Genomic DNA, 14,542 nt, shown 5'->3' with positions numbered 1-14,542 from the left:
CGGTGGCGGTCGCGTCGACGACGCTGCTGTTCGACTTCGGCACCCCCGTGCTCGTACGGCTGCCGAGGCCGACGGACATCTACGCGGGCCGGATCGCGGAGCAGTGAGCGCTGAACGGTGCACGGTGAACGGCGCGCGCCACAGGCGGGACTGACGAACAGAAAACCGGGAAGACGACGAAAAGGCGAAGGAAGAACCCGGAGAACGGGGCGGGGGGCTCAACCCGTCACGGCCCGGCTGCGTCCGCCGTAGCGCGAGGACTAGCCCGTCCGTGCCATGCGCGGTGTGTGGCCCGCTCCCTACTCTAGGAAGTGGACTCCAGGAAGCGGTGACGGCAGAGAAGAGGTGATGCACGTGGCTCCGGCCGGCGGTACGGCAGTTCAGGACCACGTGGCCCTCGCCGAGATCGAGCTGTGCGGAGAGTTGATCATCGCGGCCTCGGCGGCCGGCGAGGAGCGGCTCAGCCTGGAGAGCATCGACGAGGTGCTGCGGGTGGCGGAGGAACGCGAGGGCCGCCAGCTCACACCGGGTGGCTGAAAACCGACGTCCGCCACGGGGTCGTGCGGGCGGCCCGGGACGACTCAGGTACGCAGCAGACGACCGATCGCCTTGGTCGCCTCCTCCACCTTCGCGTCGATCTCCGCACCGCCCTTGAGGGCCGCGTCCGCGACGCAGTGCCGCAGGTGCTCCTCCAGGAGCTGGAGCGCGAAGGACTGCAAGGCCTTGGTGGACGCCGAGACCTGGGTGAGTATGTCGATGCAGTAGACGTCCTCGTCGACCATGCGCTGAAGCCCTCGAATCTGCCCCTCGATCCGGCGCAGCCGCTTCAGATGCTCGTCCTTCTGATGGTGATACCCGTGCACACCACGGTCATGGTCGGTCACCACACCGGCCCCCGCTTCGCTCACGGCACCGGTCATCACGTCGGGCGTCTCCGCGCCGGCCTCGGTGGTCGTCATCGCGTCCTCCCGTAGAACAAACATCGGACACAAAAGTGTCGATATACCCCTGCCGGGTATATCGTAACCAACTTTCCCGGGTAGAGGGCCGGTAGAGGATCGATGGATGGCCGATGGAGGGCCGGTACAGACCACCCTGCGGTCCGCTCCGGCCGATGGGCGACACTGGGGGGCGACCCATTAGCCGTGGCCGGATGTTGCGCCTAGCATCAGCCTGACCGAACCGAAGGACTCCGAGGACCTCACGTGCGATTTCGTCTGACCCCAAGGGAGACGAGCTTCTACGACATGTTCGCCGCGTCCGCGGACAACATCGTCACGGGCTCGCGACTCCTCATGGAACTGCTAGGGGCGGACGCCTCGGGCCGGGCCGAGATCGCAGAGCGTATGCGGGCCGCGGAACACGCCGGTGACGACGCCACACACGCAATCTTCCACCAGTTGAACTCCTCGTTCATCACCCCGTTCGACCGCGAGGACATCTACAACCTCGCCTCGCTGCTCGACGACATCATGGACTTCATGGAGGAGGCCGTCGACCTGGTCGTCCTCTACAACGTGGAGGAGCTCCCCAAGGGCGTCGAGCAGCAGATCGAGGTCCTGGCGCGGGCGGCGGAGCTGACGGCTGAGGCGATGCCGAACCTCCGCACGATGGAGAACCTCACGGAGTACTGGATCGAGGTCAACCGGCTGGAGAACCAGGCGGACCAGATCCACCGCAAGCTCCTCGCCCACCTGTTCAACGGCAAGTACGACGCGATCGAGGTGCTGAAGCTCAAGCAGATCGTGGACGTGCTGGAGGAGGCGGCGGACGCCTTCGAGCACGTGGCGAACACGGTGGAGACCATCGCCGTCAAGGAGTCCTGACCCCTTCATGGACACCTTCGCCCTGGTCGTGACCATCGCGGTCGCGCTCGGATTCACGTACACGAACGGCTTCCACGACTCCGCCAACGCCATCGCCACATCCGTCTCCACGCGTGCACTGACACCCCGTGCGGCACTGGCGATGGCCTCGGCGATGAACATGCTCGGCGCGTTCCTGGGCAGCGGCGTCGCGAAGACGGTCAGCGAGGGCCTGATCGAGACACCCCAGGGCTCCTCGGGCATGGCGATCCTGTTCGCGGCGCTGGTGGGCGCGATCACCTGGAACCTGATCACCTGGTACTTCGGCCTCCCCTCCTCTTCCTCGCACGCGCTGTTCGGCGGCATGGTGGGGGCGGCTTTGGCGGGCGGTACGAAGGTCTACTGGTCCGGCGTCCTGGACAAGGTCGTCATCCCGATGTTCGTCTCCCCCGTCGTCGGCCTCCTGGTCGGCTACCTGGTGATGACGGCGATCCTGTGGATGTTCCGCCGCGCGAACCCCTCGAAGACGAAACGCGGCTTCCGCATCGCGCAAACCGTCTCGGCGGCGGGGATGGCCCTGGGCCACGGCCTCCAGGACGCCCAGAAGACGATGGGCATCGTGGTGATGGCCCTGGTCATCGCGGACGTCCAGAACTTCGGCGACCCGATCCCGGTCTGGGTCAAGATCGCCTGCGCGGTGACACTGTCCCTGGGCACATACGCGGGCGGCTGGCGCATCATGCGCACCCTGGGCCGCAAAATCATCGAACTGGACCCGCCCCAGGGCTTCGCCGCGGAAACCACGGGCGCGTCGATCATGTTCGCCACGGCCTACATCTTCAAGGCCCCGGTCTCCACGACCCACGTCATCACCTCGGCGATCATGGGCGTGGGCGCGACGAAGCGCGTGAAGGCGGTGCGCTGGGGAATAGCCAAGAACATCGTCATGGGCTGGTTCATCACGATGCCGGCGGCGGCGCTGGTGGCCGCGGCCGGCTATTGGGTTGTGTACTTGGCGTTCCTGTAAGGGGGCGCGGTGATCCCGGTGGTGGTGTGACCGTCCACTGCGCCGGGCGGGCTGGAAATGCGGGCCCGCGCTGAAGAGGCGCCGGCCGAGGCTGGGGAAATGCCGTCCGCGTCCGAAGGCACGCCAACCACCGTGACCGGAGAAGCACCGGCCCGGACTTAGGGAGTGTCTGTCGGCTGGCGCTCGTACACCGTGATCCGGCGCCCACCGATCTCGTCGTCCGCCGCCACCGTGAAGTACTTCGTCAGGACGGACATCTTCGTCCTGTCCCGCTTGGCCGACACCGGTCGCGCCACCCGCGCCGCGTCCGTCACCAGCAGGATCCGCCGCTGGGTGAGCATCGCGGCGCGGATGCGGGCCGAACTCGACTCCACGCCCTTCAGTGTTCCGGACTTCACCGGGCTCTCGGCGAGAGCGATGTCCCGCAGGCCGGTGAAGGCGCCCGGGGTGACCAGCTTGGTGTCCCGTCGCGCCGCCGGGATGAAGAGCACCGCGCTGCCGGGCTCCTTCAGCCGCCGTACGTCCGACGCCGCCGCCACGACGTCGTCCACCCGGCTCGCCGGGGACCGCTTGGCCAGTGACTGCGGCAGCAGTGCCGCCATCGCCACGGTGATCACCACGGGGAGGATCCAGTTCGACGCCCGGGGGAACCGGGGGCTCGCCGCCTGTACCGCCGAGCCGACGATCGTACCGATGAGCAGTGCCAGCCCCAGCAGGCTGAAGAGGACGTAGCGGTCCAGGAACAGCGGCTGGATCAGGGAGAGACCGGCGAGGCAGATGTGCGGCACCGCCAGGAGCGGCAGTCCGACAGCCGCCACCGACAGTTGGCCCGCCCGGGGCCGGTCCAGCCGGGCGCCGACGCCACCGATCAGCAGCAGCACCGCCGGGCCGATCAGCATGTGCCACGTCAGCGGCGGGATCCAGGACACCTGGTCGGACTGCCCCCGGCTGAAGAGGATCAGAGGCAGCGCGCCGGCCGTGGCGAGCGCGGCGGCCACCGTCCAGCGTGCCCGTACTCCGCGCCCCGCCCTGGTCCACAGCAGGGTCACCAGGTGCGCCGGCAGGATCATCAGCGAGAGCCAGTTCAGCAGCGCGCACAGCAGGACGGTGCAGCCGTAGGCGACCCAGTGCCAGTGCGCCGTCCTGTCGCGCCCCTGGAGGACGCTCACGAGGAGCAGGGTGGAGATCCCGGCCCCGGCCGCGACCAGGGCGTACGGCCTGCCCTCCTGAAGGTAGAACTGCACGGCCGGAAGCAGCCCGAAAGCCATCCCGCCCGCCAGCCCCACCCATTTACCGCCCAGCCGGTGACCGACGACCGCCACACAGGCCGCCGCCACCGCCATGGCCAGCACCGAGGGCAGCCGCAGAGTGGTGGTACTGGGCCCGAACCACTCGAACAGGCCGTGCATCAGCAGGTAGTAGCAGCCGTGCACGACGTCGACGTTGTCCAGCATGCGCCAGATCTCGGGCGTGGAACGTTCGGCCACCTGCCAGGTCGCGGCCTCGTCCCGCCACACACTGCCCTGCCTCGACAGCCCCCACAGACCGAAGGTGACAGTCCACAGCATCGGGACGAGCCAGACAGCGGCATGGCGCCGGCGGGGGTCCGCCATAGATTCCTTGGACTCTGTGCCGGCCCCCTGATAGCGGGGCAGCGAACGAAGCATTCGGTCAAGGGACATTGAAGAGGGCTTCCGGAGCGACTGTCGGACAGGGCGAAGTGCCAGAGAGAAGTGAATGACACTTCACTGACCATCAAACGTATGCACCGTAGCCCCCCTGTACGGATTCGCTGAAAGCCGCAGCAGCCAAGGATGCCATCCCGCCCTCAGCTTGTCCTGCCCTTATTCGCAGTCGTACCCAAATGACCGCACGCATCCCGTTTTCAACCCATCCCGCCCGACCGAATTACGCCATCAGCATTGGCTGATTCACGCTCAACCTTTCGCGAGGGCAACAGGTCAATCCACTGCTTCCGCGCGACGTCCCCCGAACCCACTCGCATCACACAGTTAATTAGGTCACATGAATTCGCGGTTGCGCGGCAACTGTCGTCCGCGTCAAGATCTGATCTGTCCAAGTCAAGAAACCTGGTCAAAAGGGGGAAACACTATGAACAAGAAAAACGGGGTCAAGGCAGCCGTAGCAACGGCCGCTCTCATCATGGCCGCGGCCACGCCGGCGCTTGCCACCACTGTCGATGTCAGCGGTGGCAGGTGGAGCTATGACGAGGGCGCCAACACTGCGTGGTCGAACTTCAAGCACCCGTCGAACAGGCACGCCTCCTCTGTGAAGATCGGTTCCGTGCTCTTCGGCAGCGGCTGCACCTCCGCGGGAAGCTGGTCGCTGGCTTCGGGAACGAAGAACGGCGGCACGATCAGGTACTACTACGACCCGAGCTGCTAATTCTCTCGGTCGAACCTCGGGTTTAGGCACGTCCGAGTGGCGCCGCTCCGGCCTGCCTGACCCAGATCGGCAACATCAGCTGTGGGGGCGAGTTCGTCTCGCCCCCACAGCTTTTTTCTCATGGCTCGAACGACCCGGACGCGCGCGCTCTGCGAGCGTCCTCAATTTAGGTATCCGATGCTGCATCGAGGCATAAGATTCGTCCACGCCGCCATCCTGGCCTTCTCCGTGGTCCTGGCCTTTCTCTTCGTACGAGGGCTGGACGACAGCGGAATCCTGGGAAATTCGGCTCTCATCGATGTGATCGACTCCACCGATTCGGCGAGCGGTACACAGGTCGTCAAGGCTGTCGAGTCGTTCTCGGCCGCGCGCGGAGCCGGAGTGGCACGTGAGGTGTCCGACCTGAAGAATCCCGACGGGATTCGACATCTGTACGTGACGCCTGGCAGCCCCGGCTCCCTGACGGCGGATTGGCTGGACCGGAAAAGCTATCCGGCCTTCAGTGGGAACTACGAAACACGTGTGCACCCGATCTCCGAGATCGGTCAGCAGGATCCCCGGGGTCTCTACTACGTGTTCGGATCCCAGGCGGCCACCGATGCCCTGATCGCCCGGTTCCAGGCCCTCGGCCTGACCGTGGACGTCACACACCCTCTGTCGTACGCCGAACTGACCGCCAAGTACACGGACGACCCCCTCTACCGGGCCCTCGGCGTGCTCGCCCTCGCGGCACTGACGATGACCGGCGCGAGCGTGCTGCTCAGCGCGAAGGCATACGGAGTCCTGCGGTTGCAGGGCCTGTCCTTCACCGGCATCCTCCTCCGCGATCTACGGCAGCTGGCGGTGTTCTGGCCCGCGGCGCTCGGCACGGTGGCGGTGGCGACACTTGCGTTCCTCGGCTACTACAACGGCCTGGCCTGGCTGGGGCTGTTCGCTTCGGTGGCCGCGGTGATCGCCGGTCTGCTGGTCGCGCTGGTGCTCGCCACCCACGCGGCTGTGCTCGGGCTGACCTTCAAGGTCGACGTGCTGCGCGCTCTGAAGGGCGAACTGCCCTCCCGGGCGGCATCCCTCAGCGTCTACCTGGTGCGCATCCCCGCGCTGCTGCTCGCGCTCGGCATCGCCACGAACGTCACCCTCGCCGGCCGGGACGTACTGACCCGCCAGGAGAACCGCGATGTCTACGCCACCGTGGGCGACGCCGTGACCATCCGCCTCAACGGTGCCTTCGCCATGCACATGGACCAACTGAACGCACACGTGGGCCCCTGGCTGCGCCAGGCAGACAAGTTGGGCAAGGTCGTCGTCGCCGGGCGCCGGGATCTTCAGATCTCCGCCCCCGGCGCACGGCTGCCGACCGGTGAGATCCTCGTCGTCAACGACACCTATCTCAGGAAGCAGCCGGTTCTCGACCCGACGGGACGGCGTTACACCGCCGCACCTCCAAGCGGCCGGGCACCGGGCTCGGTACGGGTCATCGTTCCCGAATCCCTCGCCGCGCACGCACCGGCCGTCACCGAAGCCGCCGCCCGGATACTCGACCCAGATCTGAGCCGCGACCTGCCGCTCGAAACACTCACGAGCAGGACCGGACAACGCCTCTTCGGCTACAACACCGGCGCCTACGTCTACAACGCGGCCCACAGTCCGGACGAGGACAGGTCCCTGGTACGGGACCCGGTCCTTGTCGTCGTCCCCAACGGGTCACGTTTCCTCACGGACGACGCCTACACCACATTCGCCACTCAGGCCGGTGTGGTCTTCCTCGACCCCGATGACGCGCTCAAGGGCATCAAGTCGGAAAAGTTGCAGAACTATGTGAATTCCGTGAGTCCCGTCGGACAGAAAACCGCTCTGGACCTCAGGGACGCGGCCAACAAACTCCGACTGCAGATCTTCAACCTCGTCATTTCCGTGATAGTGCTCCTCATCGCAGGGGTGGGCGTCTGCATCATCTACTCTCGAAAGAACGCACAAAGCATATTCGCGCAGCAGATCAGCGGCTGGCGATACACCGCCACTCATCGATTCATACTCGCCGTGGAGGTGGCCATTGCCATCATCTTCGCCACCCGGGTTCCTTTCGAGGCGTGGCAGCAGAATCAGGAACTGAAGAAGTTCACCGACGCCGGTGCGCCTGCGCCGTTCGAGCCCGTTCACATCACCTCGCTGGATATCGGTGTAATCACTTTCCTTGTCGTTTTCGAGTTGGGAGCAGTTCTCCTGGCTCTCGCGTTCTTCCATCGCCGCATCATGCGAGAAGGAGCGACCGAGGCATGAACATTTCCAGCGCAAAATCCTCCACCCAGCCGGAGTACGTTGTGATCGATATCGAGAACCTGTCGAAGACCTTCGGCAAACGAACCCTGTGGCGCAACGTCAATCTCACCGTCAACCGCGGCGAGATGCTCGCCCTTGTCGGTCCGAGCGGATCGGGAAAGTCGACCCTCCTCAACTGTCTCGGGCTTCTCGACAAGCCGAGTACCGGGTCGATCCGCCACGAAGGGAAAGACATAACCCGATTCGGCCCACGCGATGTCCGCCGATTCCGCCGCGACACTCTGGGCTATCTGTTTCAGCACTATGCCCTGATCGAGAACGCGACCGTCGACGAGAACCTGGAAGTAGCCGCAAAGCCGCGGCGGTCGTTGCGGGGCAAGGAAAGCACGGCCATCTCCGAGGCACTCGACCGGGTCGGTCTGGCGAAGCGTGGCAAAGAGAGGATCCACCATCTCAGCGGCGGGGAACAGCAGCGCGTGGCCCTGGCGCGCCTCATGGTCCAGCGGCCTGCCCTGGTACTCGCGGACGAGCCGACCGGCGCTCTCGACGACGTCAACACCACCATGGTCGTCGACATCCTACGCGAGATGAGCGAAGCCGGATGCGCCGTGGTGATCGCCACTCATGACGACAGTGTCCGGACCCGGTGCGACACCGTGTTCGCCGTACGCGATTCCTCCCTCGTGGGCACCCCGTAGGACGGCGTACGGCACACAAACGGGCCCGCCCCCGGAGCGAACTCCAGGGGCGGGCCCTATTCGACCTCGCGGTGGCACCGCCATGCAGCACCGCGAGGGGTCTAACGACAGGACTGCGTCGGCTCAGCCGAAGCGGCCCGAGATGTAGTCCTCCGTTGCCTGGACGGACGGGTTGGAGAAGATGCGCTCCGTGTCGTCGATCTCGATCAGCTTGCCGGGCTGGCCGACCGCCGCGAGGTTGAAGAACGCCGTCTTGTCCGAGACACGCGCCGCCTGCTGCATGTTGTGCGTCACGATGACGATCGTGAACCGTTCCTTCAGCTCACCGATCAGGTCCTCGATCGCGAGCGTGGAGATCGGGTCGAGGGCCGAGCAGGGCTCGTCCATCAGCAGCACCTTGGGCTCCACGGCGATGGCCCGCGCGATGCACAGACGCTGCTGCTGGCCACCCGACAGACCCGAACCGGGCTTGTTCAGGCGGTCCTTGACCTCGTTCCAGAGGTTCGCGCCCTTCAGCGACTTCTCCACGATGTCGCCCAGCTCGGACTTCTTGTACGAGCCGGACAGCCGCAGCCCCGCCGCCACGTTGTCGTAGACCGACATCGTCGGGAAGGGGTTGGGCCGCTGGAAGACCATGCCGACCTCACGCCGTACCGCCACCGGGTCGACCCCGGTGCCGTACAGGTTCTCTTCGTCGAGCATGACCTTGCCCTCGACGCGCCCGCCGGGCGTGACCTCGTGCATGCGGTTCAGGGTGCGCAGGAAGGTGGACTTGCCGCAGCCGGACGGGCCGATGAAGGCCGTCACCGTGCGCGGCTCGACCGTCATCGAGATGTCCTCGATCGCACGGAAGGAGCCGTAGTAGGCGCTGAGGCCGCTTACGTCGATTCGCTTCGACATGGGTATCACTGCTTCTTTCGAGGGGACGGCCGGCCACCGGGCCGACTCCAGGTCGCTGTCGTACGGCCGCGTCAGCGACCTGTCTTCGGAGCCTTCCAGCGGGCGATCGCGCGAGCTCCGAGGTTGAGGATCATCACGAAGGCGATCAGCGTCAGCGCCGCCGCCCAGGCGCGGTCGTACGACGCGTCCGTACCACCGGCGTACTGCTGATAGATGTACAGCGGCAGCGAGGCCTGCGCACCCTCGAAGGGGTTGTTGTTGATGAAGGGGTTGCCGAAGACCAGCAGCAGCACCGGCGCCGTCTCACCCGCGATACGGGCGACCGCCAGCATCACACCGGTGGTGATACCGCCGATGGCGGTCGGCAGGACCACCTTCAGGATGGTGCGCCACTTCGGGATGCCGAGCGCGAGAGACGCCTCGCGCAGCTCGTTCGGTACGAGCTTCAGCATCTCCTCCGTCGAACGCACGACCACCGGCATCATCAGGATGGCCAGGGCCAGCGAACCGGCGAAGCCGAACGGCTGCATCTGGAACTGAAGCATGATGCTGAGGATGAAGAGGCCCGCGACGATCGACGGGATGCCCGTCATGACGTCCACGAAGAACGTGACGGCCTTGGCCAGCTTGCCGTGCCCGTACTCCACCAGGTAGACGGCGGTCAGAATGCCGATCGGGGCACCCATCAAGGTGGCCAGACCGACCTGCTCCAGGCTGCCGATGATGGCGTGGTAGATGCCACCGCCCGTCTCGCTGTCGGCGACGACACCCATCGAGTGGGTGAGGAAGTAGACGTCGAGGACCTTCACACCGCGTACGACGGTCGTCCACACCAGGGAGACCAGCGGCACGACGGCGAGCATGAAGGCGACCCAGACCAGCGAGGTCGCGATGCGGTCCTTGGCCTGACGCTTGCCCTCGACCACCGTGGCGATGACGTACGTACCCACGATGAAGAGGATCGCGGCGATCAGGGCCCACTGGATGCTGCTGTCCAGGCCGGCGGCGAAGCTGATGCCGATCCCGAGCGCGGCGGACCCGGCGGCGAGCGCCACGGTGAACCACTTGGGGAGCCTGGCGCCCTGCATGGAGCCAGTGGGCTTCTCGGCTACGACGGTGCTCATGCGTTGGCCCCCGAGTACTCGGCGCGGCGGGCGATGATCGCGCGGGCCGCGCCGTTGACCACCAGCGTGATGACGAACAGGACCAGACCGGAGGCGATGAGCGCGTCACGGCCGTACTCCGTGGCCTCGCCGAACTTGGCGGCGATGTTCTGCGCGAAGGTGCCGCCGCCCGGGTCGAGCAGGCTGGTCTGGATGAGGAAGCTCGGGGAGAGGACGGTGGCGACGGCCATCGTCTCGCCCAGCGCGCGGCCGAGGCCGAGCATCGACGCGGAGATCACACCGGAGCGGCCGAAGGGCAGCACCGCCATGCGGATGACCTCCCAGCGGGTGGCACCGAGGGCCAGCGCGGCCTCCTCGTTCATCCGCGGGGTCTGCCGGAAAACCTCACGGCTGACGTTGGTGATGACGGGGAGGATCATGATCGCGAGCAGGATGCCCACGGTCAGCATCGAGCGGGGCGCGCCCTCCTGCCAGGAGAAGATGCCGGTCCAGCCGAAGTAGTCGTTCAGCCAGCCGAACAGGCCCTTCATGTTCGGTACGAGGATCAGGGCGCCCCACAGGCCGTACACGATGGACGGCACGGCGGCGAGCAGGTCGATCACGTACGCGATGGGGCCGCTGAGCTTGCGCGGGGCGTAGTGCGTGAGGAACAGCGCGATCGCGACGGCGACGGGGACCGCGATGACCATGGCGATGATCGAGGAGATCACCGTGCCGAAGGCCAGGACCGCGACGCCGAACACCGGCGGGGTGGCGTTGGTGTTCCACTCGAACGTGGTGAGGAAGTTGCCCTCGTCCTTGCTGATGGCGATGGCGGCGCGATAGGTGAGGAAGATCGCGATCGCGGCCATGACGACCAGCAGGAGGATGCCCGAGCCACGGGAGAGACCGAGGAAGACCCGGTCACCGAGGCGGGTGGCGCCACGGGCGGCGCGCTTCTCCTCCGCCGTGGGCGGCTGGGGGGCTGCGGGTGGGTTTGCGTCTGAGTTCTTGGTGGTTATGTCCATCGGGTTCTCCGGTCTGCGGGGCCGCACCCCGGGTGCGGCTCCTGGCGGCGGTGCACCGGACGGTGCGGTCCGGGGCCGCCGGCGGCCGAAGCCGGCCGGCGGAACCGGACCGCACGCTCAGATCAGGCCAGGCTCTCGACGGTGGTGCGAACCTTGGCGATGATTTCGGCGGGGATCGGCGCGTAGTCGATGCCGCTCAGGATTCCCTGGCCCTCTTCGCTGGTGATGTAGCGGAGGAAGGCCTTCGTGGCGGGCAGGGTGTCCGCCTTGTTGCCCTTGTCGCAGGCGATCTCGTACGTGACCAGGGTGATCGGGTACGCGCCCTCGGCCTTGGTCTTGTAGTCCAGCTTCAGCGTCAGGTCGCTGCCGGTGCCGACCACCTGGGCGGCCGCGATGGCCTTGGTGGCGGAGTCGGAGGACGGCTTCACCGGAGCGGCGGCACCGGTCGCGACGGCCACCGTGGACAGGTCCTTGGCGTACGACAGCTCCATGTAGCCGATCGCACCCTCGGTCTGCTTGACCTGCGCGGCGATGCCGCTGGAACCGGTGGCGCCCTGGCCGCCCTTCGCCTGCCACGCCTTGCCGCCCTCGTACTTCCAGTTCTCCGGGGTGGCGGCGATGAAGTACTTGGTGAGGTTGTCCGTGGTGCCGGACTCCTCGGAGCGGTGGAAGGCCTGGATCTTGGTGCTCGGCAGCTTCGCCTTCGGGTTCAGCGCCTTGATCGCCGGGTCGTCCCACTTGCTGATCTTGCTGTCGAAGATCTTCGCGAGGGTGGGCGCGTCCAGGACGAGGTCGTTGACGCCCGGGAGGTTGTAGGCGAGCGCGATGGCGCCGCCGACGGCCGGGAGGTCGATGGCCTGGCCACCGGTGCAGATCTTCTTGGACTCGGTGACCGCGTCGGGCTTGAGCGCCGAGTCGGAACCGGCGAAGGCGACCGTGCCCTGCGTGAAGGCGGTGACGCCCGCGCCGGAGCCGCTGCCCTTGTAGTTGATCTGGACGCCCTTGCAGGCGGCCGTGAAGTTCTGGACCCAGGCGTCGATCGCGTTCTTCTGCGCGGAGGAGCCGTCGGCCAGGAGCTGGCCCTTGGCGTCGTCACACTTGATGGAGCCGGCGGCCGGCGCGGAGGCGCCGCCGCTTGCCTTGGCGCCGGTGCTGGTGTCGTCCGAGCCGCACGCCGTGAGGGCCAGGGCGCCGGAGACGGCGAGAGCACCGAGGGTGAGGGCCCGCCGGTTCATGCGCTGAAGCTTCACTTCGGGGGTTTCCTTCCAGGAGCCGCCGTCCTGAAATCCGGCGGCGTGCGTGGTTGTGAAGTTATGGGTGGTACCGGGCGCCCAGCAGGGCACACGCGGCACCGGTAAGGCCGAAAGTAGGCAGACCAGGTGACGTCACCCACGGGCGCGGGTAAACGGAGGGTGAACCCCTGTGGTCGGTGCGGTGAGGTCACGGAATGCTTACGGGGAGAGCACGTGTATGTCCCGACCGGGGGATCGGCCCCGGCCGCCCGCCACCTCCTGCACAAGCCCGGAATACCTCGTTCCTCTTCCTCTCGCAAACGCACCCGCCGAGGGAACCCACGATCCATGTAACGCGTCTCGTTCCATGGCAGCCAACGCTGGCTCAAACGGAGCAATCTGGCAGCCCGGCAACCGCGACACCGAGGAGCACCATGGAACGGCGTACGTTCATCGGAGGCGGCGTGGCCGCCGCGGCAACGCTGACGGCGGTCGCGTGCACGGCCACCAAGAGGGCCGGCGCGACCCCCCTCTCCGCGACGAACGCCTCGACCCCCGCCAACTGGACGGCCCTGGCGCGCGACCTCGACGGCCCGCTCATCCGCCCCGGTGACGGCTCCTGGGCGACGGCCCGGCAGCTCTACAACACCCGCTTCGACGGCCTCAAGCCGGCCGCGGTGGCGTACGTCGCCCACGCGGACGACATCCGTACGGTGCTGTCGTACGCCCGCTCCCACTCCGTCCCCGTGGCGATCCGCAACGGCGGCCACTCCTACGCGGGCTGGTCCTCGGGCAACGGCCGCCTGATCGTGGACGTGTCGAAGCTGAACCACATCCGCACAGGCGGCGGCACAGCGGTGATCGGCGCCGGATCGAAACTGATCGACGTCTACCGCGCCCTGACCTCGAAGGGCGTCACGATCCCGGCCGGCTCGTGCCCCACGGTGGGGGTGTCGGGCCTGACACTGGGCGGCGGCCACGGTGTGGTGTCGAGGGCGTACGGCCTGACCTGCGACAGCCTCACCCAGGCCACGCTGATCACGGCGGACGGCCGCGAACTGACGGCGAACGCCACGGAGAACAAGGACCTGTTCTGGGCGCTGCGAGGCGCGGGCAACGGCAACTTCGGCGTCGTCACGGAACTCCAGTTCCGCACCCACGCGGCCCCCCAGGCGGTGGCGGGCTATCTCACCTGGCCGTGGCGGAAGGCGGCGGCGGTGATGAAGGCCTGGCAGGAGTGGGGCCCGACCCAGCCGGACGAGATCTGGTCCGCCCTGCACCTGTCGAACACGGCGGGCGGCACCCCGACCATCTCGATCTCGGCGTTCTCCCTGGGCACGTACACGGAGCTGCAGAACGCGGTGGACCGCCTGGCGGACAGGGTCGGTTCCCCGGCGAGCACCGTCTCCCTGCGCCGCCGCTCCTACAAGGAGGCGATGGAGGTGTACGCGGGCTGCTCGTCCTTCGCGACGGACGCCCAGTGCCACCTCCCGGGCAAGACCCCGGGCCGCTCCCCGCAGGGCGCGCTGGGCCGGGAGACGTACGCGGCCCGCTCGGACTTCTTCGACCGCTCACTGTCCCCCGCGGGCATCCAGACTCTCCTCGCCCAGATCTCCTCGGTACGGGGCGGCTCGGGCACCATCGCGTTCACGGCACTCGGGGGCGCGGTGAACCGGGTCTCACCGACGGCGACGGCGTTCGTGCACCGGCGCAGCAGGATGCTGGCCCAGTACATAGCGGCGTGGCGGCCGGGTACGACGGGCAGCGCGGCGCAGTCGTGGCTCACAGCGGCGCACAACGCCATGTCCCCGTACGCCTCGGGCGCCGCGTACCAGAACTACACGGACCCGACCCTGAGGGACTGGCGCAAGGCGTATTACGGGGCAGCGGCCCCCCACCTCACCAAGCTGAAGCACCAGTACGACCCGACCCGGATGTTCACGTACCCGCAGGCCCTGTAACGAGCACCGGAGTCTCCCACCCCACCCACCGGTCACGACCTGCATCCAGCCCACCCGGCGTTCGAGCATGGCGCCGGTTCAACCCAAGCGGAGTTTCCCACCCAC

13 protein-coding genes are annotated in these 14,542 nt (G+C 67.1%); 7 read left to right on the top strand and 6 right to left on the bottom strand.

Going from position 1 to position 14,542, the window contains the following annotated elements:
- Positions 1-348 precede the first annotated feature (348 nt).
- Positions 349-537, top strand: coding sequence for a hypothetical protein (locus tag AOK08_RS13335; RefSeq protein WP_055525741.1), 189 nt, complete (start codon positions 349-351; stop codon positions 535-537).
- A 44-nt stretch (positions 538-581) separates the two neighbouring features.
- Here AOK08_RS13335 and AOK08_RS13330 read toward each other — a convergent pair whose 3' ends face one another.
- Positions 582-959, bottom strand: a complete 378-nt coding sequence (locus AOK08_RS13330; RefSeq protein WP_055525740.1) for a metal-sensitive transcriptional regulator — start codon at positions 957-959, stop codon at positions 582-584.
- A 246-nt stretch (positions 960-1,205) separates the two neighbouring features.
- Here AOK08_RS13330 and AOK08_RS13325 point away from each other — a divergent pair, with 246 nt between their 5' ends.
- Positions 1,206-1,826 (top strand): DUF47 domain-containing protein, encoded by a 621-nt coding sequence (locus AOK08_RS13325; RefSeq protein WP_055525739.1) that lies wholly within the window; start codon positions 1,206-1,208, stop codon positions 1,824-1,826.
- A gap of 7 nt (positions 1,827-1,833) precedes the next feature.
- The gene (locus AOK08_RS13320) at positions 1,834-2,832 is read left to right on the top strand and encodes an inorganic phosphate transporter (RefSeq protein ID WP_055525738.1); all 999 of its coding nucleotides are present in this window, start codon (positions 1,834-1,836) and stop codon (positions 2,830-2,832) included.
- Between the two features lie 158 nt (positions 2,833-2,990).
- Here the strand turns inward: AOK08_RS13320 and AOK08_RS13315 are convergent, their stop codons facing one another.
- Positions 2,991-4,445 (bottom strand): glycosyltransferase family 39 protein, encoded by a 1,455-nt coding sequence (locus AOK08_RS13315; protein ID WP_055525737.1) that lies wholly within the window; start codon positions 4,443-4,445, stop codon positions 2,991-2,993.
- Positions 4,446-4,944: 499 nt separating this feature from the next.
- On the opposite strand from AOK08_RS13315, the gene AOK08_RS13310 reads away from it, so the two are divergent.
- The 3 genes from AOK08_RS13310 to AOK08_RS13300 all read left to right on the top strand — a co-directional run bounded on the left by AOK08_RS13310 (position 4,945) and on the right by AOK08_RS13300 (position 8,213).
- Positions 4,945-5,238 (top strand): lactococcin 972 family bacteriocin, encoded by a 294-nt coding sequence (locus AOK08_RS13310; protein WP_055525736.1) that lies wholly within the window; start codon positions 4,945-4,947, stop codon positions 5,236-5,238.
- A 120-nt stretch (positions 5,239-5,358) separates the two neighbouring features.
- Complete coding sequence (locus AOK08_RS13305) at positions 5,359-7,515, top strand: hypothetical protein (RefSeq protein ID WP_157876662.1); 2,157 nt, start codon at positions 5,359-5,361, stop codon at positions 7,513-7,515.
- Complete coding sequence (locus AOK08_RS13300; protein ID WP_241826936.1) at positions 7,512-8,213, top strand: ABC transporter ATP-binding protein; 702 nt, start codon at positions 7,512-7,514, stop codon at positions 8,211-8,213. Before AOK08_RS13305 ends, AOK08_RS13300 begins: the two co-directional genes overlap by 4 nt.
- Positions 8,214-8,336: 123 nt before the next feature.
- Here AOK08_RS13300 and pstB read toward each other — a convergent pair whose 3' ends face one another.
- The 4 genes from pstB to pstS form a co-directional block, all read right to left on the bottom strand.
- Positions 8,337-9,113 (bottom strand): phosphate ABC transporter ATP-binding protein PstB, encoded by a 777-nt coding sequence (pstB, locus tag AOK08_RS13295; RefSeq protein ID WP_055525734.1) that lies wholly within the window; start codon positions 9,111-9,113, stop codon positions 8,337-8,339.
- 71 nt (positions 9,114-9,184) lie between these two features.
- Positions 9,185-10,237, bottom strand: coding sequence for a phosphate ABC transporter permease PstA (pstA, locus tag AOK08_RS13290; RefSeq protein WP_055525733.1), 1,053 nt, complete (start codon positions 10,235-10,237; stop codon positions 9,185-9,187).
- Positions 10,234-11,244 (bottom strand): phosphate ABC transporter permease subunit PstC, encoded by a 1,011-nt coding sequence (pstC, locus tag AOK08_RS13285; RefSeq protein WP_055525732.1) that lies wholly within the window; start codon positions 11,242-11,244, stop codon positions 10,234-10,236. The genes pstA and pstC overlap by 4 nt, the downstream gene beginning before the upstream one ends.
- A 122-nt stretch (positions 11,245-11,366) precedes the next feature.
- Complete coding sequence (gene pstS, locus AOK08_RS13280; protein WP_055525731.1) at positions 11,367-12,494, bottom strand: phosphate ABC transporter substrate-binding protein PstS; 1,128 nt, start codon at positions 12,492-12,494, stop codon at positions 11,367-11,369.
- Between the two features lie 416 nt (positions 12,495-12,910).
- On the opposite strand from pstS, the gene AOK08_RS13275 reads away from it, so the two are divergent.
- Positions 12,911-14,437, top strand: a complete 1,527-nt coding sequence (locus AOK08_RS13275; protein ID WP_055525730.1) for an FAD-binding oxidoreductase — start codon at positions 12,911-12,913, stop codon at positions 14,435-14,437.
- Positions 14,438-14,542 lie beyond the last annotated feature (105 nt).

The sequence above is a fragment of the Streptomyces graminilatus genome, assembly GCF_001418565.1.
GTDB classification, from domain to species: domain Bacteria; phylum Actinomycetota; class Actinomycetes; order Streptomycetales; family Streptomycetaceae; genus Streptomyces; species Streptomyces graminilatus.
This window is presented reverse-complemented; position numbering and strand designations above follow the sequence as displayed.